We start from the raw sequence: 22,234 nt of genomic DNA, 5'->3' as shown, positions 1-22,234 counted from the left end.
GGGAAATGTGTCGAAAATAAGGAGGGGCGATTATGCTTTCATCAGCGGTCACGATGGGCCAATTACAGCAAAGCATGGATACGATTTCACATAATATGGCCAACATCAATCGTACCGGCTACCAACGCCGGGAAGATTCATTTTCCGATTTGCTTTTTCAACATATGGAACATCAGCGTGTGCCTCAACCGGAAGGCAATCGTTTAACGCCTGACGGGATACGTGTCGGGAACGGTGCCGGCGTTTCGCAAACAGCGCTTCGTTACGATCAAGGGGCTATACAAGAAACGGAACGTGCCCTTGATTTTGCATTGATGGAAACAGGGACCTTTTTTCCTGTACAAACGGAAGTGGATGGCGTTACTGAACAAGCATTTACGAGAGACGGCGCCTTTTATTTAAGTGAGACTGCTCCGGATTCTGACCTGTGGCAGCTTGTGACCCGGGAAGGAGATGTGTTGACGAACGGTGACGGAGAACCATTCGTTGTCCCCGGTCAAGCAAGTGATTTTACGTTGCATGCGGATGGCACACTCGTTGCTGATTTAATGGAAGGCGGCACCGCTACATTGGGCGAATTGGAAGTAGCAGCCATTGAACGTCCGCAACTGCTGGAAGCAATGGGAGCTAATTTGTTCCAACTCCCTGATTTGGCAGAGATCGATGTGGATGAGGCCGATGTGCTAGGGTTTGATGTTGCCGGTGCAACGCAAGTTACCCAAGGTGCATTGGAACAGTCCAATGTGGACATGGCCACGGAGATGGCGAATTTGATGGAAATGCAACGCAGTTACGGAATGCATGCGCGGAACATTACACAACAAGACGAGATGATGGGGCTCGTGAACGCCCTTCGATAAGGGGTTATTCATGATCGTACATAACGTGGGTGAAGAAGGGACAAAAGAAAAGCACAGCGAACAAAAGGGACAAAAACGCGCATTAAGGGTGCGTCTCGTGCCCGTTTGGTTGCGCCTGCTCATCGTTCTTTTTTTGCTTTTCGTGAGCGTGATAGCGGGATTGGTCCTCGGCTACTCAGTTGCTGGTAATGGTGAAGGTTTCCGGATCTTGCGTTGGGAGACGTGGAACGACCTTTATCAATATATTTCAGGGGGTCCATAAGATGTTGACGACAAAAGAAATACAAGCGATTATCCCCCACCGCCATCCGTTTTTATTGGTGGACCGTGTGGAAGAGCTCGAAGTAGGAAAGCGATGCCTGGCCCTGAAAAATGTGACCGCCAATGAGGATTATTTTAATGGCCATTTTCCAGGTTACCCGGTTATGCCTGGAGTACTCATCGTTGAAGCACTGGCACAAACAGGGGCGGTTGCCTTGTTAAAAGATGAAAAAAACCAGGGGAAATTAGCCGTCTTTGCCGGCATTGACAACTGTCGATTTAAGGGGCAAGTCGCACCGGGAGACCAACTTAATCTGGAAACGACACTGACACGGGTACGGGGTTCCATCGGAAAAGGCCACGGAACGGCGACGGTCAACGGTGAGGTAGTCGCGGAAATGGATTTGATGTTTGGACTTGTGGAACGTGAAAAAGGGGAATGATTTTGGATGAAAAGCCAGGGCTCCTTGAGGGGGCTTTTTTTTAGCATGATGCAGAAAAGGACGCACGAAGCCTCCCAACGATCTATTTTCACGTCGAACACCGAGAATTAAAGTGCCAATCATCCCTCTCCGAGTGGGAATCCACCCTTTCGGGGTACGATCAAGCGTCAATCGTCCCTCTCAAAGTAGGAATCCGTCCTTTCGGGTACGATCATACGCAAATCTGTCCGTACGGAAATCTTATACGGACAAAATCATTGGTTTGATCAGCGAAAAAAATCCGCAAGACGCATTCATATTCGATCATGCTTTTTCGATGTTGCCCATTGGTGTGACCGGATAATTCGACCACCCTGCACTAGCAGCTACAGCCCTTGAAAAATGACCATGAGTCGTAGTCTAATAACATATTTTATCTTTTTAAGACAGCCTCCGTCATGGTGGGAGAATATAAGAGAATATGAAATAATGTATAAAGAGATTCAAAAACAAACGCAACCCATAGACGAGACCCAAGGACGTTGTTATGATAAGCACAGTTAACAGGAAGCGAGCTGTTAACCTACTAACACTCACAATTAATGGGGGAACTTAATCATGAATAAGAAACTACTTTATGGAGTATTATCAGGTATCCTTTCCGTAGGTATGCTCGCAGCATGCAACGGCGCTGAAGAAGAAAACGGTGAGGATCCTGCAGGCGAAGATCCGGCAGGCGAAGAAGAAGATGGCGGTCTAGAGGAAGATGGCGGCCTAGAAGAAGATGACGGTCTGGAAGAAGACGATGGCATGGAAGACGATGAAGGTCTAGAAGAAGATGACGGCATGGAAGATGAAGAAGAAGAAGACGATGAAGAGCTTTAAGTAAAATTAAAGATGAATAAAAAGACACCCGAGGGTGTCTTTTTTAAATCCCTGTGGCAAGTGTGTGACCGGTATATCAACCCAAAATGGGGATAATATCAGCAAAACCACCCGCTGTATCAACCAAACAGCTTATTTTGGACAGCCATCCACTCAAGGCTTCGCCAATTCACCTCGGTCGGGGGCTTGCGGGGGATTCTCCATCCAACCTTTGTCAATCAAAATTTTGGCACCGTCGCCGGCGTATTTCATGATTTCCGCGTTTAGACGGGCATAATGGGTTTGAATATCGCTTCTCACGGTGCCGGCCATGCTCGCGCCGTAATAGCCGACGCTTATGCCAATAAGTGCTGTCGTCATGAACATCATCAGTTTTTCGGAAAATGGGGCAACGGTCGATGCGGTTACTTCCGAGTCCCATGTGACGGGCGCGGGGATGTCGTCTTTGCTCAAGACGGAGCCGAAGATTTCCACGTGCTTGGCCGCCATATCTTTGCCCCTGATTAAATATTGGACAATCTCCTTCGTTTTGGCCACTTGGCTAAACCCTATTAACGTCGCCATACCTAGCGCATTTCGCTGAATATTTTCATGCAGGTTTGTTATTTCCAACGATACCAACGGACGGTGTTCCCCGAAAAAACCGCTCAGAAAGCTTTTTTTGTGCACAAACTCTGCCTTTTCCGGATACGGAATATAGGGAGGGCGGATATAAAGCCCTTTTGACAACAATAAATGGTTTGCCTTTTCATGAAGATCTCCGTACTCCTTTAGGCACCCAAAGAAATAATCGTGCATATCCGGGCGGGCCGATAATGCGGTGCTTACACTATGCGCGTTCATCCCCAACGTTCCCATTTGCTGCAAATAATAGAGCATAAACGTGTCAGAATACAGACGCGGGGCATTCACATTGACGTCGTCCTCTGTAAACCCGACGGGAACGGGAAATTGTTCATCGTTAAAAAACGTCGTCAATGATTGAATATGTCCTTCAGACATAGCTAGCGCATGGTCCAATAACGCACGAATGTCGTTATTTTCCACATGCGTCAAAAAATAACGAAGCATACAAACGGACAATGTATCATTTAGGTAAGACCCCCAAAGCTGGGAGATTTCTGCTGCTGTCAAGCGGGCATTAGACATCATATACCACCTCTGAATAGAGATTTTATTTCTAATGGTTACCATTACGGGCACGATTATACATAAGGATGTAAATAGCCTTTCAGTTCTTTTGCTTGATGATTTTATCGCGGTCGGCCGTGCGCGGTGGTTCTTCCATCCATTCTTTGTGAATCATTATATCGCCGCCGTCTTTTGCATAGGTGGCAATTTCCGCATTCAGACGGGTGTACATGGCAACAAGATCATTTCGTAAGCTGGAACCGGCAGCGACGCCGTATCGGCCGATACTGGCTTGGATGAGGACGTTGATGTGAAACATCATGAGTTTATCGGAAAAGGGCGCGTCCGTTGAGTTCAGCGCAGCCGAGGCCCAAGTCATCGGCGCTTGAATATCACTGTTATTGAGTTCTTCAACAAACGCTTTCACGTGTTTCTTTGCAATGTCTTTTCCCCGCAGCATATAATCTCTCACCTTTTGCGATTTAGCCGTTTGACCGAACCCGGTGCATAACATTGTACCAAGCATATTTGTTTCGATATTTGTGTATAAATGTGAAATTTCAATCGCGTTAAGCGTTCGTTTATCAGTGAAGATGGCAAATGCTTCTTTATATTTTTTGCGATCAATAAAATCAACCTCTTGAGGAGGGCTAATATGCGGCGGCCGAATTAACAATCCTTTTGCCAGCATCGTTTCCGTCGTTTGATCATACAGCCGGCTGGCGTTCGTCAGGCACTGAGCAAAAAACGTGCGGACATCCTTTCGTGTGCACATGGCTTGAAATGTCGCATACTGTGTGTTACTTAATTTTCCAACCTTGTTGAGATAGTCTAGAAAAAAGGTATCGGCAAACAAAGCATTTGCCTTCGTATTTACATCTTGGTCTGTAAAACCGATCGGCACAGGGATGTTTTCTGCGTCAAAAATGGAACGGATTGTCTCCATATTATGGATGATCTCATCGTATTCCCCTTGCAACAATGACCGTATGCTCTCGTCTTCGGTTGTCTCGAGACCATAAGCATAAATGCATCTGAACATACTGTTAGCTATATAAGATGTCCAGAGACAACCGATTTCAGAGGCCGTCAACATTTTGTGGCTCGTTTCGCTCATGATTACCGCTCCTAAACGTCATTTTTGCTATATTGTTTGGAAAAGTAACCGATATATACACGCCGGTCACGTCGCTTGCGTTCCTATGCGATGAATATGGGTAGTGACGTCGACGTTAACGTCCATGGCTTGAAAGACATCGCGCCAGCGCTCTGCCGTGCCGATTTCTTCATTCCAATAGCCGGGATGTTTGGCGCGAATGAATTCACCGAATCCGAAAATATCCGATTTTTCCTCCTGCATATCAGCAATTAACTGTTCGGCACCCTCGATGTTCTCTTTTCTCGTTTGCTTCTCTAAGCGCTCAATGACTTGCGGATCCTGAAGATTGCCGCTTCCTTCCGTCAATTCCTGAATGAGAAGATCATAACGAATATCAAGACTCACGCACGGCTTTCCATCGTTAATGGTCGTATTGATGTTTGTTTCCCGGCCGATCGTATCGAGGAGCACAGGGGTGTCTGTATCTGGAATCGAGGAATAAAATTGGTAGCCCCCCGGGTCAAATCCGATGATGCCCATAAAGGTTCCGATTTCGGCAGGTTCAATGGTGTCAAGCATTTGATCCCCTTTAAAATAGGCAAGGCCACTCAATTGAAAATGTTCATTGGTCTTTAGCGTAAGGTAAGGGAGATAACCGTCTTGCCCTTTGCTTGAGATCATACGCCAAAATAACCCTAAAAAATCGTCGGGAAACGTTCCCTCATCAACGGCATTTTCAACCATATCGGAAAGATAAAGCGTCGGTACTTGTTCCAATTGGGGCGAGACATCCATAAATGGAGACGCTTCATCCTGCGAGACAACCATCCAAGCGTTTCTTCGTATTTCCGCATTGCGCCGCAACGATTCATTAAATCCGTCCACACCGTTTTTGGCCACATCTTCATTAATGACGACGACGCGCAATTGCCCTAAAAACAACTCTTCGGCGATTTCTTGTTGTAAATTGCTGATGGCATCCTCCAATGAATGGGCAAGCACGTTCAGCGACCAGACAGGTTCAGCTTCGTTCGCCCCTCCTTGGGGTGGTCCAAGGGAGATTTCACCGGGGACGGCCACTTGGGCGGTGACGCGAATCATATCCTCCTCCGGCGGGGCAAAGATGCCCTCTTGCAAATGACTGATCTCGTCCTCCCCTTCCTCGAGGTCTTTCGCTGTGGGCTCATCAATGGCGAGGGCGAGCACATTCGCCCGGCTTTCAAGGTCGTTGCTGTCCCAACAACCAGCGAGCCAAGGTAAAATAAACACAAAGAGTACCATAAGCCGTTTGATGCCAACGTCAAGATTCATCACATCCGACCCCTGTCTTTCTCCACAATCCGGAGAACGAATTACCAAAACCATCGACTTGCCAACCAATTGACGAGCATTAAAGAAACGCCTCCGACTACATTAAGCGCACCGATGGCAATCGCTGTCTTCTTTTCTTTTTTTCCCGATCATAGGCTTTTACATCAATATATAAAATGAGAAGCCCTGTAGCGATGAGCAGTGCAATGATGTAATTTGTATAGCCAATGTTTATCATTTAAATCACCTTGTCAATTTTGTTCTGACGCTATGTGGACGAACCGATACGTCGGATGTTGTAGATGATATCAACGTTCACATCGAGATCTTGAAATTCTTCCTGCCATTTCTCTTTTGATTCAATTTCCCGGTTCCAATAGATTGGATGTTTAGCGCGCACATACTCACCGAATCCAAAAATATCAGATTGCTCGTCCTGTAATTTTTCAATTAAGTTTTCAGAAGCTTGAAGCGTTGCCTTTCTTCCTTCCTTTTCAATATCAGCAATGACTTGTTCGTCGTCGAGGGTGATGTCCTCCGAGCCCGTTTTCTCGGTGATGATAAATTCATAGCGGATCGTTACGTCAACCTGTGGTTTTCCATCGGCAATGGTCGTTTCGATGTTTGATTGGCGTAAAGCCGCTTCCGTCATTACGTGAGCATTTGAATCGGGTACAGGGGCAAAAAAATCGTACCCACCATCCTCAAATCCGATAATGCCCATGAAAGCGCCAATTTCAATCGGATCGGTGTTATCGACCATTTCGTCTCCTTTAAAATAAGCGATGCCATTGAGTTGTATTTGTTCTTCGCCCTTGAGCTCAAGGTAGGGAAGATAACCGTCTTGGCCTTTGCTGGAGACCATTCTCCAAAATAACCCCATATAATCTTCAGGAAACTTCCCGATCCTGACGGAGTTTTCAATCATATTGGCAAGGTACAACGTCGGTACTTCTTCCAATGCAGGAGAAATATCCATATATTGGGAAGCTGTTTCTTTCGACACCACCATCCAGGCGTTTCGTCTCACCTGTGGGTTGCGTCGGAGCGTTTCATTGAAGCGGTCGACGCCTTGCTTTGCCACATCTTCGTTGACAACAACCACCTGCAGTTGTCCTAAAAAGATCTGATCGGAGATTTCCTGTTGTAAATTGCTGATCGCATCTTCCAAGGAATGCCCGACTGTACTCAGTACCCAGACCGGTTGTGCCTCCTGTGCTCCGCCTTGGGGCGGCCCCAAAGCTACTTCCCCGGGGACGGCGATTTGCACGGTAACGTTGATCATATTTTCGCTCGGAGGCTCTGTCTCCCCCTCTTCCAAATGGCTGATGTTGCCTTCTTCTTGCGCCGCCCCCGGCTCTGCTTCATCAATCGCCATTGCGAGTACATTGGCACGGTTTTCGATATCTTCACTGTCCCAACATCCTGTCAGCAATAAAGGGAAAAAAAGCAGAAAAACGATTGTCCGAATGCTGACCCTTTTCATCCGGATGCCCCCCTCCCTTGTTTCTTTCGTATAAGAGCGATCAAAAACAGAAGGGCAGGGTAAAGAACGGTTAAACAAAGGCCCGCTCTTCCAGCCCTTTGCACAACCTCATACACCTGCACGATGTTTTCCGGCAGCATCGCGATGACAAACACGATCGGCAACATGAAAAAGGTAAACATTTTATGATCGCTAAAGCGAAAAAGTTGTTGGACCGCGTAAACGGTAAACGTATAGAGTGCATACATCGTCGTAAACACAGCGGTAACAAATACGACTAAAAAAAAGATATCAAGCCGTTCTATAAATTGCCCGGGTAAGGTCGCCGTTCTTGCCATCTCCAGGGTCGGCCAAAGCAATTGCTTGATTTCTTCGGGGCCAAACAATGCCAACGTGCCGATGACGACGAGTAGGAATAATGCACCTGAAAGGACAACTGCCCAAATCGACGCTTTCATCGCTTTTTCAGGCGCGCGCATGAACGGAATGATCATCGTCATGATAAAAACGCTTTGCAGCAATCCGGCAACGGTGAGCATCCCCGTTATCATCCCGTTTGGCTCATTTCCCCACAGCGGCTGCAAGTAAATGGTTCTCGCTTCCCCCATGGATAGCAAAGTGATGATCACACTGGGGGCAAACAGTACGGGGAGATAAAAAACGTGAATATAGGCGAATGTATTAATATCGTTTCGGGACGTGATGGCAGCTAACACGAGCATGACGATGACCGTCACTTCCAATGGAGTTTCCCGGAGAATGTTTGTAATCACCACTTCGCCGAACTCACGTGCAGCCAGACTCGTTAAAACAGTAAAAAAAGCGATGATGAGGACGTTGCCGATTCTCGCCGGCCACTTGCCTATGATCGCTTCGCTATAATGAATGATCGATTGCTCCGGAAAACGCATCCCTAGTTTCGTCAACACGACGAGACCGAATAAGGTGACGAATATGCCTAGAAAAGTGACCAAAGGCGCCCCTGTATCCGCCGCTCTTGCCGCGAATAAAGGGAGAGGGAGAACACCGACACCGATGATCGCGCTCACGAGTATGGCGGTTGCTTGATAGACGCTGAGTTGTCTTGGAGCCACGATATTCATCCTTCCATCCGTATTTCTGATCCGTTAATCCCTCGTTGTTTTTTTGGACATCTGCCTGGCATCTTCCCGGTCGACACGTTCGCGATCCGGAGGATGGAGAAAGGACGGTCGCTTGATTAATTCCCATAACGGGGCCCGAAAGACGACGTCTTTCCACCCTTGTGCATTCCCCGGGGAGACCGGACTCATGTAAGGGACGCCAAATGATCGTAACGACAGCATATGATTGAAAATAAAAACGATCGCGATAACTATCCCGTAAAGGCCAAACATACCGGCAAGAATGATAATCGGAAAACGCAACATCCGTAACGAAAACGAGGCGGAATAGGAAGGGGTGGCAAAGGAAGCAATCGTGGCTAACGCAACGACCACGACCGTAATCGGACTGGCGATGCTCGCTTGGACAGCGGCTTCCCCGACAATGAGCACCCCGACAATCGAGAGGGCCGCACCTACTTGGGTCGGTAGACGAATCGTAGCCTCCCGCAGCACTTCCATGGCGAGTTCCATTAGCAACACTTCCACAATCGCCGGATAAGGGACCCCGGCCCGCCCGCTCGCGACGGCAACAGCAAAATCCGTCGGTAACAATTCCGGGTCGAACGCAATGAAGGCCACATAAAGAGCGGTGCTAACCAATGACAATACAAGGGCCAAAGTTCTGATCATACGAATAAAGTTCCCCATCAAAAAGCGATTCGAATAATCTTCAGATGTTTGATAGAGTTGATTCCATACAATCGGCATTAACAGGGCAAACGGAGAGCCATCGAGCAAGATCGCGACGCGCCCTTCCACTAAATTGGAGACTGTTTTATCCGGCCGTTCTGTCGTGAGTACCTGAGGAAATGGCGAGTACGTATTGTCCTCAATGAATTGTTCGATATAGCCGATATCGGGGAGATGATCAATATCAACGCGGGACAAGCGGTTCTCCACTTCCTCCACAAACCATTGATCGGTCGTCCCATCGAGGTAACAAATTGCCGCCTTCGATTGAGAAAGACGCCCGAACCTTAATGATTTCACCCGAAAGTCAGGGGTCTCCAAGCGATAACGCAACAGGGCGATATTGGTGTCCAGCGCTTCAATGAACCCTTCTCTAGCGCCTAATATGGTTTGCTCTGTAGCCGGTTGATCGATAGCTCTTTTTTCCAGAAAGGTTGTGGCGATTTGAATCACTTGATCCAGACCTTCAACGGCAATCACGGTTTTTCCGCGCAAAAGTTCCTGGACCAACGTATCAAGCTGATCTTCCAATTCCGCATCGCTATGGTAAAGGGTTTCATTTAATAAGACGTCGAGCAACTGCTCTTTTTTTATTTTTTGAGGGTTCAAGTCGGACGGCGTGTCCATAAACGGTTTTAGAATATCAGTATTGATCGTCGCTTGATCCACCAAATCAGAAAAATAAAACATAACCGCAGAATACGTCCCGAAAACATGAAACCGGCGCGTGACAAAATCTTCATTTTGCCCTAATTGATCCTGAATGAGGCGAATGGTATCTTCCAAATTGCCGGAAATGGTTTTTGGTGTTTGTTGCTGGTATTTTTTTTTCATTAAAAGGAACGACATATGATCATCCTTTAAGTGACGCCTGCGCTCATATAGGCGGTCGGTCATGCGTTTACCTTATCGTTCCATTTAAAGACAAATTTATACGAAATATGCGTAGATTGGAACGTAGAAAAGAAAACGGATGGGGTGCCGCTCGAAAAAAGTCCGCAAACAGGGCCTATGCGGCCAAAAGAATGGTGCGGCACGCGAAAAAGTCCGCAAGACGGATGATCAATAATAAAACGGCAGTTAAAACGGCCACCTAAAGTGGCCGAAGGTTACTCAACATAATAGGTGGATGTACCATGCCCGCGACGTTTAAAATTTTTTAATAGAATTCTCCTGATTTTTTTGTCAGCCCCATACATCCCGCACCAATCATAAATCGTATTCGTCGTAATCTTCCGTTCCGGGAACAGGATTCGATATTCCGCTATGCTTCGCATTACGGCTGTTTCAGTATCTTCCGCCGTTCCGCACCCTGTACATATCCATTTTTTTCTCTGGTATTGCATAAAAGAATGACACGCCGAACACACGACGCCTTTCTTCAGGCCGCCATAATCATATCGAGGCAGCCGCGTATGTGGATTATCGTGCTTATGCAATGCAAGCAATTTCTCGGCGAGTTTTTCATGTCTGTGTCCAAGACTCTACGTCTGAATATTCATTTTTTACAATAAACGGGGCATTTGCGGCGTGAAAACGGCCGATAGCTGTGGCTTAGCGTTGTAAAGGTAAAATTCTGGGTGGGTAAAAACAAGGATGGATTCAATCGGGAAATTCATGCGCTACTGTTGAAGCAATTTTCGTAGGAGGATTGTTCTTCGTTTCATTTGGAGTTCAGGGATTTCGGCGCCGGAGAGCGTACGCCAGTTATCGTCGTCAATGTAAAAATCTCCAGCACTGTGTTTGGCGTCCAAAATATAAACCTTTTCTTGAAAAATAACCAGCGTATCGATTTGGAAAAGATTACGGTTTTGTTCGAGCAAAAGGTCGTTGATGACGAGATAATCAACAGATAAGTCTTCCAACCGGCATCCAACCGACGTTCTCCGGCAAACCCAAGCTCGAGATTGAACGTTGCTCGTCGGGGAGTTTCATTCGAGGGCGCAAGATACGCAAACGTTTCAGCTCGGCAGGAACCTCACTAGGTTTAATGTTCTTCATCGCCTACGTCTTTACTTAGAATTTTCATTCAATAATAGTATATCAAAACGCAGCGCGAGAGGCGAATCCGCCGTCTATCCGCCCCGCCCTTTCTCCAAAGCTTTCCGGTTCGGTGCGGGCGGCGGTTGTTCCAGCCAAGCGTTCTTAATCATTAATTCCGCGCCGTCTTCTGCCATCGCGGCGACCTCCGCCATTAATCGGGCATACGTCAGCCCTATATCACGTCGCGGGCTGCCGGCGGTCGATAATCCGTAGTTGCCGATCCCGATGTCCACCAACGCCGTCGTATGGAAGGTCATTAGCTTGTCAGAAAACGGAGATTCGGTGGATGAAGTCATGACATGATCATCCCACGTTCTCGATCCCGGCAGATCTTCTTCGGCCAAATGCGAACGGAATACTTCAACGTGTTTGTGGGCGATTTCTTTACCGCGTACCAAATATTTTGTCACCTTTGCATCCTTGGCGACTTGTGCAAAGCCCATCATGAGTGCTTTGCCGAGGGCGTTTGTTTGCATATTCATGAAAAGATGCGTGATCTCGACGGCACTCAGTGGCCGCTTCTCTCCCAAAAAACCTCTCATAAAGTTTTGTTTTTCCACAAAATCCACTTGTTTAGGGGCGGGGATCACGGGCGGACGGCTGTATAGCCCTTTCTCCATTAATGTTTCTTTGGCGATATCATGATGCCTCATCCCAAGTTGTAGCGCCGTTTGCAGGAAATTTGTTATATCCGATCGCGTGACGTTAGGAATAGCTGCGCCGGCGGCTGCGATCGACGCGACTTCCAGTTGTCGGGCGTACTCCAGCATGAACGCATCACTAAACAGGCGAGGGGCAGAAGGGGTCACATCTTCATCCGTAAATCCGACCGGAATCGCCATTTGTTCACTTTGGCAAATGTCTTCTATCATGGTTAAAGCTTCTTGGCCCTCTTTCTTAACGAGCTGTAACACTTCACGGATATCCACGTCTTCCACTTTTTCCATGAAATACCCTGTCACACGGGTAAGAAGGCTGTTTTTTTGATAAAAACCCCACAACGTACCGATTTCTGATGCCGTTAACGGAGAGTGATGATTTGTTTTCAACGTATGTTCACCTCGGTTTTTAATTATTCAATCGGATTTGAAGCATTTAAATAATGTAAGCGCCCGGCTTCCGATTAAAATCATTAATCGTGGTCTATCCCTTTAACACAGGATTTAGATGACGCTCATGACGATTTTCCTGGCGGCAAATCCGAGCGCCAAACCGACAAAGGAGCTCAGAATCGGCAAAAAGATTGGCCCGACAGTCACGCCCATGATCGTTTGGGAGGAGTAAGCAACGCCAATCGTCGTGATGAATGCGGCCGAGGCAAAAGGAATTGCCATATACGGTTTTCCGTCACCGCCGGCATCTTTGTACGCATCCCATATCGCAAAAAAATATAAACAAGGGTAAAACATAATCCATAAATAATCCGCCTGTTGAACCGCTTCCTGGGTATACCCTTGAAAACTTAAAACGATCAGCGTATTCAAATTTCCCATTACGTTGACGATGAGTTCGATCGCGATCAGCAGGATTCCCTTCACATAGTTTCGATTTAACAACTGAGCGAATCCCGGCAAGGCGATACTCCATAAAATAGCTTCGACCTTTTTTTCCATTGGCCTCTCCTACCTTGTGTTAATGTCAGGAAACTGCGGCGGCACTTCCATCCAACCTTTATCGATGACGAGATGCAGTCCTTCCTGCGCGTATTGAACCGCATCTTTCATCAAGTGCATGAATTTTAAGCCCAAATCCCTTCGAAATACGGTGCTCAATGCATTGCCATAAACGCCCAGCGACCCGACCCCCACGTTGGCGATGAGCATCATCATCAGTTTGTCGGAATACGGGGGAGTTTCCGTTGGCAATATTTCGGAATCCAACGTGGCCGTTACATTTGTGTTTTCCATAATGAGCCAATCTTCCAGTTCCCTCATAATATCGCTTGCGGTTTCGGCGCCTTTTTCCAGGTAGTCACGGAGCTTTTTGTCATTGATCACTTGTGCAAAGGCACGCAATATCGCTTTGCTGATCCCGTTTTGGATAATGGTGTTATGAATACTCATGATTTCAAGGGCATTTAATGGCCGTTGGTTGCCGAGCCAACCGGATACGTAGTGTTTGTTTTCCGCAAATCTCGATTCTTTTTCGGGAGGGAGAAAAGCAGGGCGAGAATAGAGCCCCTTTGTCAGCAATAGCTGTAATGATTGTTGATAAAGGTCTTTAAAATCGTTAGCCCCTTGGTTTAAGACCTCCCACACATCTTGGCGGACAGCGACCGCCATCATTTCATGAATCTTGCTCATTCCCAATTGGGCGCCTTGATGGATAAAATGCAGACAAAAAACGTCTGTAAATAAAGCAGGGGCTTGAGGATGAATATCGTTTTCCGAATAAGCGGTGGGGACCGGGTAGTTTTCGTTACGAAAAATGTTTTCGATGCTTACGATGTAATGTTCACTGATCGCTCTGGAAAATTCGATGGCGGAGCGTATGTCTGGATCTTGGCAGTTGTCAATTAAAGGTGTTTTGAACTGATACATCAAATTTTCAGTGATGTACAATCGCCAAAGGTTCGCTAGTTCTGCGGAAGTTAAACGGGATTCTTCTCGGTTTTCCATCGGTGGGGGGGACCTCCCTTTTCTAGTTAGTGTGTCCGTACGATAAAGATCAATGCGTTGCCGCGGCCTTGGTAAACCGCGACAACTGCTTTTTTTTATTCCAGTGTCCGATTCATGTCATCGACATTGATGGGACGGTCGGGATGGGTGGGGTCGCCTTCTGCAAAAATCCCGTCACCGCCGCAAATCGTGCAAGGATATTGCCATTGCTCGTCGTCCATCAAGAGCCCTGTCCCATCACAGGACGTACATTCGTTTTTATTTTTGCTCATGCGTTCAACGCCTCCTTCTTTTTCATCATGATGTCCATGAGCTCGAAAAAATAACACGGAAATGAGAGGATGGAAGCAATTGCTATTCGCACGTGCTATAATCAGTGAAAAAAGCTGGAGGGATCGGCTTGAGCAAAACAACGGAAAACACCGGATTTACATGCGAACAATGCGGAAGAGAAGTGCAAGCGCTCACGAACGGCAGCTACAGGAATCATTGCCCGTTTTGCCTTTATTCCAAGCATTTGGATAAGCAGCCCGGTGATCGTGCATCGGTTTGCGGAGGGCTCATGAAACCGGTGAACCTGAGCTATCATTCGAAAAAGGGATACCAAATCGTCCACGTCTGCCAGCGGTGCGGCCATGAACAACTGAACAAAACAGCGGAAGACAAGGAGCAAAGTGATGATGTTATCGCGCTTATGGCGCGGTTGGCGAAGGGTTAAATGTGGAAGTTGTATACGGGTCAGAGATGGGGGGACATTAAAGTGAAAACCGGTTTGTTTAACTTAGGAGGATTTAAAAATGACGACTTCAGACCACCTGTCTATTTCAGCGGCAGAATTGGGATCACTGTGGATGGGCTATGAAAACAAGACGATGAACATGAGATTTTTGGAACACTACATGGAAAAAGCGGAAAACCAGGATGCCAAAAAAATTTTAGCTTCCTATTACAAAAAGGAAAGGAACCATGTCGAAACACTGACAAAAATATTTCAGGAAGAGGGGGCTGCGTTGCCGGTAGGCTATACCGAGAAAGACGTAGAACCGGGTGCTGCTCGTCTATTCGATGAAATGTTTGATATTATGCACTTGCGTTTAATCACAGTCATCAATATGGGGCTGTTCACCGTCCATTTATCCATGGCTTATAGGGATGACATAAGAAAATTGTACCAGCGCTTTACGGCTGATGCGCAAGAGGCTTATGATCAAACGACCGATTTTCTTTTAAAGCATGCGGCGATCCCACGTCCGCCTTATATCACGTTGCCAAAGGAAGTTGAATTTGCAAAAACGAAACAGTATATGTCAGGGTTTAATCTGTTCTCTCAGAAAAGACCTTTAAATGCGGTTGAAATTGGCCATATTTATCAACCGTTAGAGGCAAACACAATCGGGATGACATTAATGGCAGGGTTCGCCCAATCCGCCCAAAATAAAGACGCTGCCAAAATTTTCTTTGATGGGAAGGATCTTGCGAAACAAATCGTCACGAAATTAAGTGACCTTTTGCGTGACAGCGATGTCCACACCCCTTCGATGTGGGCAGGCAACGCAACTGATTCGACCAATGCGCCCTTTTCGGACAAAATGATGATGTATCAAACGAGCGTATTCACGAATTTTGGTATGACAAGCAATGCGATCGGTTCAGCCTTTAGCTTGCGAAGCGATTTACCTGCGAAAATGGCAAAAACCGCAGCAGACATATTCAATTTCGCTAAAAATAGCGGGCAGGTCATAGTCGATAATGGCTGGCTGGAAGAACCCCCGCAAGCGGAAGACAGAACGCAATTAGCAAAGGGAAAAAGCAACAGATGATGAAAGGAGCGACTGCGGGAAAAGTGTCCGAATAAGGGGGCCATATAGGACAGTTTTGTGAGGAAAACCTGTCCGAAAGAATGATGATAAAAAAAGGGATCCTCATTGAGATCATCCAATGAACAAGGATTCCGTGAAAAAATTCCTTCTTTTGCAAAAAAATGGTTAGATGTGCGGGGGATTGTCACTGTAGACCTCAAGAGAGATTGAACATGCTGGTCCGTGACTGGCTATTTTTCTGATATAATAAAAAAAGAAATGGAGGTTCCAACTATGCAATGGGAGGAAGTTCGTAAAATTTAGTACTTCGATGAAGTAACCTTGATCCGACCGATTCAAGATCCGAAAGAGGCGACACAAGAACTGCTTAATTCCAAAAATGGTATCATTGTATCCTATACTTCAAATGAAGAACTGAAAATTGAAACCCGCACGATTCGAGGGCTGCGGGGATATTGTGATAGTTGGCAAACGAACGTACATGTCAGTGGTATTTTTAATATTAAAATTATTCTTTGATTTTTGTCATCCCACACTTGTAAATGCCCTCCAAAAAACATTGTTGCGCACGATGACCGCTTTGTTTTTCGGAAGCACTTAGGGTGCCAACAACGTATGATGACGACCTAATTCGAACCTGAACCAGTACTTAGGTCGTCAACACCTGTTTATGGCGACCTAATTTGGGTTCAACTGTTATTTCGGTCGCCATGCGCTGCTCATGGAGCCTCAAATCGAGTTGCGCGTCGGCATTTCGGTCGCCATACCTCGATCATGGGGACTCAACTCATGTTCAAGCCAGTATTTCGGGTACCGCACACACCGCCAGCCGTTCATTGTGACTTAACTCTGCTTAGATCGGCCGCCCGAACCGAATTCCACGACCTCTCTTTTCTAAGGCTGTAATTTTTAATAAAATACACAAATTTCTCTTAATATTGATAATAAACCTAAAACATGCTATTATTACTCATGATTTTACAAATGGGAGGGTACGAGATGAAAGTTTGTTTAACGTTTTATGAAGACACGGAAGCGCAACAGCGGTTGGCTGAACTGTATGAGTTTCATAAAGATATGTATTTCGACCCGGATCAGGGAAGAATTATCCTCGAACGGGAGCAAATTCATGTTGTCGTGGGAAAAAAAGCGAGCCTTGAACAGCTACGAGAACGTCCTTTACATAAATATGTTGCCTTGGTTAATCCCGGTGATCGGCAATCGTTTGAGATGGTGCTGAATTTGGGTGTTTCACATGTCATTGCCGGCTCACATTCCATCCCTACGTTAGCACAACAGATTAAAAACAGAACATCCGACCACTCTTATATCGATCCGACGTTGAATATTGATTTTATTAAGGTGTTTGATAAGGCGAGCACCCGCAAGACTGGTTTACAAAAACATTTTCAGCTTGATTTCGAAAAAGCTTCCGCGAAACTTAGCCTTGCCGAATGCCGTATTTTGCAAGGAATTTTAGAAGGAAAAAGCAATATGAAAATTGCAGAGAACGCTTATCTTGCCCAATCAACCGTCAATAATCATGTAAGTAAAATTATAAAAAAAATCAATGCCACAGACCGTACGCATGCAATTAAAAGGGCGATTGAATTGGATTGGATCGTGGACGCGTTTCACGAACGGGGAATTTTCGAAAGCCCGCAACTAATGACGATGCACCGGTCGGGTGGCCGCCCTGCCTATAATGCTTAGAATAATAACTCCAGGTGTCCGTTTCCAACTCGGGCGCTTTTTTTGTGCCCGAAATAAAGGATTTTTCTCCCCACATCGAGAAACTACACACACAGAGAGGAGGCACGCGAATGGCATCGATTAACGTAGGCGTTGACATTGGCGGTACGTTCACCGATTTTGTTTTTCTGGACGAGCAAGGGAATCGGTCGTTTGGAAAAACGGTGACGACGTATCCGGATCCCTCCCATGGGTTTATCGACGGATTGGAAAAAATTTATAAAAATTCGGGTATCGTTACGCAGCCATTGATACGATCATTCATGGCACAACGCTTGTTGTGAATGCCTTGATTGAGTGAAAAGGGGCGAAGACGGCATTAATTACCACCGAAGGGTTTCGGGACCAGTTGGAAATCGCCACTGAGAGCCGTTATGACCTCTATAATCATTTTGTGGACAAACCGATTCCGCTCGTTCCAAGAGAATTGCGGTACACCGTAAAAGAACGGATATTGAGCGATGGAATGGTACTGGATCCGCTTGATGAAATTGGTGTAAAAGAAACTTTGTGTCGGCTTTGTAAGGATGGGGGGGGGAAGCCGTTGCCGTTTGTTTTTTACATGGTTACCGGAATGCGGTGCATGAAGCACGTGTATGTGAAATTGCAGAAGAAGTGGCACCCGAACTGTACATCTCGCTTTCCGGTGAAGTTTCCCCGGAAATCCGCGAGTACCCGCGTACGTCTACTACGGTGGCGAATGTAGTCGTGCAGTCGGAAGTGTTCCCGCCGTTATAACAAACTTTAAAGCGGAATACGCAAAACGTTACGCCGAAACCAATGAAGAGATGGGGATTGAAGCATTAAATTGGCGGGTCGTTGTGCGTGGTCCCGACCCGCACATTTATCTCCGATCGTCGGAAAATCAATCGAAGGCAGCGGCCGGCCCGAAAGCGTACCGCGATGTTTATTTTCGCGCGTATAAATCTTTTCATCAGACGCCTGTCTACGAACGGACCAACCTTCCTGCGGGCACCGCGTTCCTGGGCTCGGCTATTGTGGAAGAACGGGAATCGACCCTCGTCATCCCTCCCGGTTTTCTTTTACGCGTAGATGAACTCCTTCATGTATGGCTGGAAAAGGAGGGGGCGCATGTTTGATCCGAATAGATGATATCCGCAAAGGTTATGTTACGTGAAAAAAGGGTAACAGATTAGTGCACCATCTATCAGCTGATTGAAGACAAAAATGCTGGATAGGCGGGGATTTTGGCATTGAAAAGGCTTTCTGAGGACAAAATCATGGGTTGTGCGGAAAATTTTCCAAAAAATCGGGGGAAATGTTTGATCTCCTGTTTTGGAATCAAAATGTCCGCTAGAAAAAGGAGGTAGCGTATGCGTTTACAAGATAAAGTAGCGATTGTGACCGGTGGTGGTCAAGGCATTGGCAAAGGAATTGCCGATACGTTCGGAAAGGAAGGGGCAAAGGTTGTTGTCGCTGATGTCGATGAAGAAACCGGTCGTGAAACCGTTCAACAATTGCAAAACAACCAAACCGACGCTTTTTTGCAACCGACCGACGTTAGTGATGATGCAAGTGTGATGGACTTGGTAAAAACGGTCGTGGACAAATATGGAGGCATAGATATTCTGGTGAACAATGCCGCGATCAATTTTCGCAAGTCCGTGGACGAGACGTCATTGGAAGAGTGGAACCGACTTCTTGGGATCAACTTGACCGGTCCATTTTTATGCTCGAAATATGTGTTGCCGGAAATGCAAAAACAGGGCGGAGGATCGATCATCAACATTGCGTCCTGGCATGCGGAAAAGACAATCCCCCGCCTTGCCGCTTACGCTACCGCGAAAGGGGGGCTGACGGCACTTACACGGCAGATGGCACTTGATTACGGTGCCGACCAGATCCGTGTCAATGCGGTAGGACCGAGTACCGTCGATACGCCTCTGTTGCAAAAAACATTTGAAAGCCTTGACGATCCCGATGAAGCGTTTAGGCAAACGCTCGATTTTCAACCGATGGGGCGCATCGGCACCACCGAAGATATCGCCAACGCCTGTTTATTCCTCGCCTCGGATGAATCGACATACGTAAGTGGGCAGACGCTTATGGTTGATGGAGGCGCGATCAACAAAATCGCCCGCCCGTTGATGTTTGACTAAGCGCCAGGGGATCGAGCCATGGCGCCAGTATTGGAGAAACTGACGAAAACGGTCGCCCTGGGGAAGAAGAAAGAGAGTAGAGAGGTCGAACCACGGAGCAGATTGCGCCATACGATCTGTTTTATTCGGGCACGTAGATTATAGATCGTTAGAAATTGTCTATCGTTCTGTTTTAGGCGATCGTCTCGATAATAGATCGTAAGAAGTCGTCAAGCAATCTGTTTTCTGGGTCCGCCACCGATTTAGAACGTATGACCAGATCTTTTTTAAGTTTACGAATATGTGTTCCTGACTAGAATACACTACACTTAGATAAAATCGACCCATGGCGCCCATGTGGACAGACCTCATTGAGTAACGGGCTTCATAAACGCTTTATGGCAACCTTTTTGGCTGCCAACATCGATTTATGGTCTATATAAACGCCCCGCCATCCGCTTCAAGTTAGTATATACGATGTGTGATATTGATGAGCCGATCCCTTTATGATAAAATGTGAATATATGATCATATAACGAAATAATACGGAGGAGCCTATGCACGATCTCGACGAAGAAACGCTGATCACTGTTTCACACACGTTTAAATCATTATCCGATCCCACAAGAATTCGTATTTTACACTTGCTTTCCAAAAAAGAGTGTGCGGTAAACACGATTGCCGAGCGTTTATCTTTAAGCCAATCCACGGTTTCCCACCAGTTACGCTTATTAAAAAATAACCGCCTTGTTAAGGCAAGAAGAGAAGGAACAATGGTTTATTATTCCCCCGACGATCAACACGTGTTGGAAGTTCTGGAACAAACCATTCATCATTCCTTGCATGATTAAGAGGTGTTTGAATTGTCCCATGAGCATCACCATCATCCTACCGATAATAAAAAAGCGCTTTTGTTAGCCTTAATGTTGATCTTTGTGCTCGTGATCGCCGAGGTGATCGGAGGTTTGTTAACGAACAGCCTGGCTCTTTTGGCAGACGCCGGGCATATGTTGAGCGACTTTTTTGCCATTGGCCTCGCGCTGATCGCGTTTAAAATCGGAGAACGGGCAGCAAGCAAAAGTAAAACATTCGGTTACCGTCGATTCGAGATTCTAGCGGCACTTGTCAACGGCGTGGTGTTGATCGTCATTTCCGGGTTTGTGCTCTGGCAAGCGCTGCAACGTTTTCAGGAACCTCCCGAGGTCGCGGGAGCAGGAATGCTGGCGTTTGCAAGCTTTGCCCTTGTTATCAATTTGCTAATCGCGTGGATATTTTTGCGCGAGGGCGATGTGAAAGGAAACCTGAATTTGCGCGGCGCCTTCTTTCATGTACTCGGAGATATTGTTGGTACGATCGGTGTGCTGGTTGCTGGATTGCTGATTTTATTTTTCAATTGGACGCTCGCCGATCCTATTATTAGTACCGGAGTGGCTCTGTTAATTTTAACGGCCGGATTTCGCATTGCGAAGGAGTCGATCCATGTCTTGATGGAAGGAAAACCACCGGGTATGTCCTTGCAAAAGATTGAAAAGCATTTAAAAGAATTACCGCATGTTCGTTCTATGCATGATATACATTTGTGGTCGATCACTTCTGATTTCCCGGCGTTAAGTTGCCACCTCGTTGTGGAAGATGGAGCAGATCGCGATGCATTGCTCCGGGAAGCCACCGATATGTTAAAAGAAGAATTTCACATCTCACATGCAGTCATACAAATGGAAGGCGGAGAAGTGGAATGTACGACAATGTGTTCGAGTCCACGTCCATCCACTTAATGAGGACGCGTCCCCCGATCGATCGGCGATGGGGTGTCTCGCCTTGAACCATTATTATAGCCTTCCGCTTGCATTGGAAGGAGTACATCGATACGATTTAAATAAGCATTAGATTTAACTATTGGGGGTTTACCTATGTATCGAAAAGTCTTTGATTTTTTACAAGAATGGGCAGATGAGGCAGAAAAAACACAACAGGTTTTACGGTCGTTGCGAGATGAAAAGTTGGATCAAGCAATTGAAGAAGGTCATAATACGCTAGGGTGGCTCGGGTGGCATTTAGCGGTGAGCCCGGCATTTTTGTTTGGACAAGCGGGAGTTGAAATCACGCCGGCGGGGAAGCCGGAAGATCAACCTAGGCAAGCAAAAGAAATCCTGGCAGCCTATGAACGTGTGGCAGATGAAGTAAGTCAAAAAGCAGGGAAGGAACTTACCGACGCGGCGTTGGAAGAAAATGTCGATTTTCTAGGTCGCGAAGCTCCTCGAGGCGTGGTCCTGCGGACAGTTATCAACCATCAGATCCATCACCGCGGCGAAATGGTCGTACTGTTGCGCCAAGCCGGCCTGGAAGTGCCGGGGTTATATGGACCGACAAAAGAACAAATGGAGAAAATGTGAAGGAAAAGCCGCTCAGTGTTGGGCGGCTTTACTCGTGGCGGGAAGCAACGCACGTGTCTTTGGGGAAATAGAAGGCACGTTTAATATTAGTCTCTGCGGAGAGAACGCCGAAATAAATCCCCGTTATGACACCACTAGGAGGAAAATTATTGCAAACATAGGTGTCATTAGTAAGTTATGGAACCACTGTAAGGTAAAATAATCCAATCAATGGTGCCA

The 22,234-nt window shown here is 46.6% G+C and carries 27 protein-coding genes and 1 pseudogene; 16 read left to right on the top strand and 12 right to left on the bottom strand.

Translation table 11 applies throughout. From position 1 onward, the window contains the following. Positions 1-32 precede the first annotated feature (32 nt). The 4 genes from DT065_RS10255 (at position 33) to DT065_RS10240 (ending at position 2,428) form a co-directional block, all read left to right on the top strand. Positions 33-860 (top strand): flagellar hook-basal body protein, encoded by an 828-nt coding sequence (locus DT065_RS10255; protein ID WP_114373080.1) that lies wholly within the window; start codon positions 33-35, stop codon positions 858-860. A 10-nt stretch (positions 861-870) separates the two neighbouring features. Continuing rightward, a complete protein-coding gene (locus tag DT065_RS10250) occupies positions 871-1,122 on the top strand; it encodes a DNA-directed RNA polymerase subunit beta (protein ID WP_114373078.1) in 252 nt (83 codons plus the stop codon). Between the two features lies 1 nt (position 1,123). Then, a complete protein-coding gene (gene fabZ / locus DT065_RS10245) occupies positions 1,124-1,564 on the top strand; it encodes a 3-hydroxyacyl-ACP dehydratase FabZ (RefSeq protein ID WP_114373076.1) in 441 nt (146 codons plus the stop codon). 597 nt (positions 1,565-2,161) lie between these two features. Further along, on the top strand, positions 2,162-2,428 hold the full coding sequence (locus tag DT065_RS10240; protein WP_114373074.1) for a DNA primase: 267 nt from the start codon (positions 2,162-2,164) through the stop codon (positions 2,426-2,428). A gap of 153 nt (positions 2,429-2,581) precedes the next feature. Here DT065_RS10240 and DT065_RS10235 read toward each other — a convergent pair whose 3' ends face one another. The 12 genes from DT065_RS10235 to DT065_RS18905 form a co-directional block, all read right to left on the bottom strand. Then, positions 2,582-3,577 carry a DUF3231 family protein gene (locus DT065_RS10235; protein ID WP_114373072.1) on the bottom strand — a complete coding sequence of 332 codons (996 nt, stop codon included), beginning with the start codon at positions 3,575-3,577 and terminating at the stop codon, positions 2,582-2,584. A gap of 82 nt (positions 3,578-3,659) precedes the next feature. Further along, on the bottom strand, positions 3,660-4,676 hold the full coding sequence (locus DT065_RS10230) for a DUF3231 family protein (RefSeq protein ID WP_114373070.1): 1,017 nt from the start codon (positions 4,674-4,676) through the stop codon (positions 3,660-3,662). Positions 4,677-4,742: 66 nt separating this feature from the next. After that, on the bottom strand, positions 4,743-5,969 hold the full coding sequence (locus DT065_RS10225) for a Ger(x)C family spore germination protein (protein ID WP_160112502.1): 1,227 nt from the start codon (positions 5,967-5,969) through the stop codon (positions 4,743-4,745). Positions 5,970-6,066: 97 nt separating this feature from the next. Further along, positions 6,067-6,207, bottom strand: coding sequence for a CLC_0170 family protein (locus DT065_RS18910; protein ID WP_160112501.1), 141 nt, complete (start codon positions 6,205-6,207; stop codon positions 6,067-6,069). Between the two features lie 30 nt (positions 6,208-6,237). Next, entirely contained in the window at positions 6,238-7,455 is a 1,218-nt protein-coding gene (locus DT065_RS10220) for a Ger(x)C family spore germination protein (RefSeq protein WP_114373066.1), read from the bottom strand. Beyond that, entirely contained in the window at positions 7,452-8,558 is a 1,107-nt protein-coding gene (locus DT065_RS10215; protein WP_114373064.1) for a GerAB/ArcD/ProY family transporter, read from the bottom strand. The genes DT065_RS10220 and DT065_RS10215 overlap by 4 nt, the downstream gene beginning before the upstream one ends. A 24-nt stretch (positions 8,559-8,582) precedes the next feature. Beyond that, positions 8,583-10,187, bottom strand: a complete 1,605-nt coding sequence (locus DT065_RS10210; RefSeq protein WP_114373062.1) for a spore germination protein — start codon at positions 10,185-10,187, stop codon at positions 8,583-8,585. Positions 10,188-10,912: 725 nt separating this feature from the next. Beyond that, the gene (locus tag DT065_RS10205; RefSeq protein WP_114373060.1) at positions 10,913-11,155 is read right to left on the bottom strand and encodes a nuclease-related domain-containing protein; all 243 of its coding nucleotides are present in this window, start codon (positions 11,153-11,155) and stop codon (positions 10,913-10,915) included. 210 nt (positions 11,156-11,365) lie between these two features. Continuing rightward, positions 11,366-12,382, bottom strand: coding sequence for a DUF3231 family protein (locus DT065_RS10200; RefSeq protein WP_114373058.1), 1,017 nt, complete (start codon positions 12,380-12,382; stop codon positions 11,366-11,368). 114 nt (positions 12,383-12,496) lie between these two features. Next, complete coding sequence (locus tag DT065_RS10195; RefSeq protein ID WP_114373057.1) at positions 12,497-12,946, bottom strand: hypothetical protein; 450 nt, start codon at positions 12,944-12,946, stop codon at positions 12,497-12,499. Positions 12,947-12,955: 9 nt separating this feature from the next. Further along, positions 12,956-13,951 (bottom strand): DUF3231 family protein, encoded by a 996-nt coding sequence (locus tag DT065_RS10190; RefSeq protein WP_114373055.1) that lies wholly within the window; start codon positions 13,949-13,951, stop codon positions 12,956-12,958. A 95-nt stretch (positions 13,952-14,046) separates the two neighbouring features. Beyond that, positions 14,047-14,223, bottom strand: coding sequence for a hypothetical protein (locus tag DT065_RS18905; RefSeq protein WP_160112500.1), 177 nt, complete (start codon positions 14,221-14,223; stop codon positions 14,047-14,049). Positions 14,224-14,351: 128 nt separating this feature from the next. On the opposite strand from DT065_RS18905, the gene DT065_RS10185 reads away from it, so the two are divergent. The 12 genes and pseudogenes from DT065_RS10185 (at position 14,352) to DT065_RS10130 (ending at position 22,015) form a co-directional block, all read left to right on the top strand. After that, positions 14,352-14,669 carry an RNHCP domain-containing protein gene (locus DT065_RS10185; protein WP_114376243.1) on the top strand — a complete coding sequence of 106 codons (318 nt, stop codon included), beginning with the start codon at positions 14,352-14,354 and terminating at the stop codon, positions 14,667-14,669. A gap of 79 nt (positions 14,670-14,748) precedes the next feature. Further along, positions 14,749-15,771, top strand: coding sequence for a DUF3231 family protein (locus DT065_RS10180; RefSeq protein WP_114373053.1), 1,023 nt, complete (start codon positions 14,749-14,751; stop codon positions 15,769-15,771). Between the two features lie 321 nt (positions 15,772-16,092). After that, positions 16,093-16,290 (top strand): hypothetical protein, encoded by a 198-nt coding sequence (locus DT065_RS10175; RefSeq protein ID WP_114373051.1) that lies wholly within the window; start codon positions 16,093-16,095, stop codon positions 16,288-16,290. Between the two features lie 480 nt (positions 16,291-16,770). Continuing rightward, positions 16,771-17,484 carry a LuxR C-terminal-related transcriptional regulator gene (locus DT065_RS10170; protein ID WP_160112499.1) on the top strand — a complete coding sequence of 238 codons (714 nt, stop codon included), beginning with the start codon at positions 16,771-16,773 and terminating at the stop codon, positions 17,482-17,484. A gap of 110 nt (positions 17,485-17,594) precedes the next feature. Next, positions 17,595-17,807 carry a hydantoinase/oxoprolinase N-terminal domain-containing protein gene (locus DT065_RS19530; protein ID WP_114373047.1) on the top strand — a complete coding sequence of 71 codons (213 nt, stop codon included), beginning with the start codon at positions 17,595-17,597 and terminating at the stop codon, positions 17,805-17,807. A gap of 65 nt (positions 17,808-17,872) precedes the next feature. Then, positions 17,873-17,992 (top strand): annotated as a pseudogene (locus tag DT065_RS19525) (hypothetical protein); the annotation flags it as partial. A 110-nt stretch (positions 17,993-18,102) separates the two neighbouring features. Beyond that, on the top strand, positions 18,103-18,261 hold the full coding sequence (locus DT065_RS10155) for a hypothetical protein (protein WP_114373045.1): 159 nt from the start codon (positions 18,103-18,105) through the stop codon (positions 18,259-18,261). Then, positions 18,258-18,623, top strand: coding sequence for a hypothetical protein (locus tag DT065_RS10150; RefSeq protein WP_227002808.1), 366 nt, complete (start codon positions 18,258-18,260; stop codon positions 18,621-18,623). The genes DT065_RS10155 and DT065_RS10150 overlap by 4 nt, the downstream gene beginning before the upstream one ends. Before the next feature lie 234 nt (positions 18,624-18,857). Further along, on the top strand, positions 18,858-19,643 hold the full coding sequence (locus DT065_RS10145; RefSeq protein WP_114373041.1) for an SDR family NAD(P)-dependent oxidoreductase: 786 nt from the start codon (positions 18,858-18,860) through the stop codon (positions 19,641-19,643). A 536-nt stretch (positions 19,644-20,179) separates the two neighbouring features. Then, positions 20,180-20,473, top strand: coding sequence for an ArsR/SmtB family transcription factor (locus DT065_RS10140; RefSeq protein WP_114373039.1), 294 nt, complete (start codon positions 20,180-20,182; stop codon positions 20,471-20,473). 3 nt (positions 20,474-20,476) lie between these two features. Next, entirely contained in the window at positions 20,477-21,397 is a 921-nt protein-coding gene (locus DT065_RS10135) for a cation diffusion facilitator family transporter (protein ID WP_335743545.1), read from the top strand. A gap of 135 nt (positions 21,398-21,532) precedes the next feature. Continuing rightward, positions 21,533-22,015, top strand: coding sequence for a DinB family protein (locus DT065_RS10130; RefSeq protein ID WP_114373037.1), 483 nt, complete (start codon positions 21,533-21,535; stop codon positions 22,013-22,015). The last annotated feature ends 219 nt before the right edge of the window (positions 22,016-22,234 follow it).

The sequence above is a fragment of the Salicibibacter kimchii genome (assembly GCF_003336365.1).
Lineage (GTDB): Bacteria > Bacillota > Bacilli > Bacillales > Marinococcaceae > Salicibibacter > Salicibibacter kimchii.
This window is presented reverse-complemented; position numbering and strand designations above follow the sequence as displayed.

Bases quoted from the DNA above. Each gene is read 5' to 3' on its own strand.
- DT065_RS10170 (WP_160112499.1), top strand. From the start codon at position 16,771: ATGAAAGTTTGTTTAACGTTTTATGAAGACACGGAAGCGCAACAGCGG.
- DT065_RS19530 (WP_114373047.1), top strand. From the start codon at position 17,595: ATGGCATCGATTAACGTAGGCGTTGACATTGGCGGTACGTTCACCGAT.
- DT065_RS10250 (WP_114373078.1), top strand. From the start codon at position 871: ATGATCGTACATAACGTGGGTGAAGAAGGGACAAAAGAAAAGCACAGC.
- DT065_RS10180 (WP_114373053.1), top strand. From the start codon at position 14,749: ATGACGACTTCAGACCACCTGTCTATTTCAGCGGCAGAATTGGGATCA.
- DT065_RS10130 (WP_114373037.1), top strand. From the start codon at position 21,533: ATGTATCGAAAAGTCTTTGATTTTTTACAAGAATGGGCAGATGAGGCA.
- DT065_RS10220 (WP_114373066.1), bottom strand. From the start codon at position 7,455: ATGAAAAGGGTCAGCATTCGGACAATCGTTTTTCTGCTTTTTTTCCCT.
- fabZ (WP_114373076.1), top strand. From the start codon at position 1,124: ATGTTGACGACAAAAGAAATACAAGCGATTATCCCCCACCGCCATCCG.
- DT065_RS18910 (WP_160112501.1), bottom strand. From the start codon at position 6,207: ATGATAAACATTGGCTATACAAATTACATCATTGCACTGCTCATCGCT.
- DT065_RS18905 (WP_160112500.1), bottom strand. From the start codon at position 14,223: ATGAGCAAAAATAAAAACGAATGTACGTCCTGTGATGGGACAGGGCTC.
- DT065_RS10255 (WP_114373080.1), top strand. From the start codon at position 33: ATGCTTTCATCAGCGGTCACGATGGGCCAATTACAGCAAAGCATGGAT.
- DT065_RS10190 (WP_114373055.1), bottom strand. From the start codon at position 13,951: ATGGAAAACCGAGAAGAATCCCGTTTAACTTCCGCAGAACTAGCGAAC.
- DT065_RS10140 (WP_114373039.1), top strand. From the start codon at position 20,180: ATGCACGATCTCGACGAAGAAACGCTGATCACTGTTTCACACACGTTT.
- DT065_RS10145 (WP_114373041.1), top strand. From the start codon at position 18,858: ATGCGTTTACAAGATAAAGTAGCGATTGTGACCGGTGGTGGTCAAGGC.
- DT065_RS10215 (WP_114373064.1), bottom strand. From the start codon at position 8,558: ATGAATATCGTGGCTCCAAGACAACTCAGCGTCTATCAAGCAACCGCC.
- DT065_RS10230 (WP_114373070.1), bottom strand. From the start codon at position 4,676: ATGAGCGAAACGAGCCACAAAATGTTGACGGCCTCTGAAATCGGTTGT.
- DT065_RS10240 (WP_114373074.1), top strand. From the start codon at position 2,162: ATGAATAAGAAACTACTTTATGGAGTATTATCAGGTATCCTTTCCGTA.
- DT065_RS10195 (WP_114373057.1), bottom strand. From the start codon at position 12,946: ATGGAAAAAAAGGTCGAAGCTATTTTATGGAGTATCGCCTTGCCGGGA.
- DT065_RS10225 (WP_160112502.1), bottom strand. From the start codon at position 5,969: ATGAATCTTGACGTTGGCATCAAACGGCTTATGGTACTCTTTGTGTTT.
- DT065_RS10210 (WP_114373062.1), bottom strand. From the start codon at position 10,187: ATGACCGACCGCCTATATGAGCGCAGGCGTCACTTAAAGGATGATCAT.
- DT065_RS10235 (WP_114373072.1), bottom strand. From the start codon at position 3,577: ATGTCTAATGCCCGCTTGACAGCAGCAGAAATCTCCCAGCTTTGGGGG.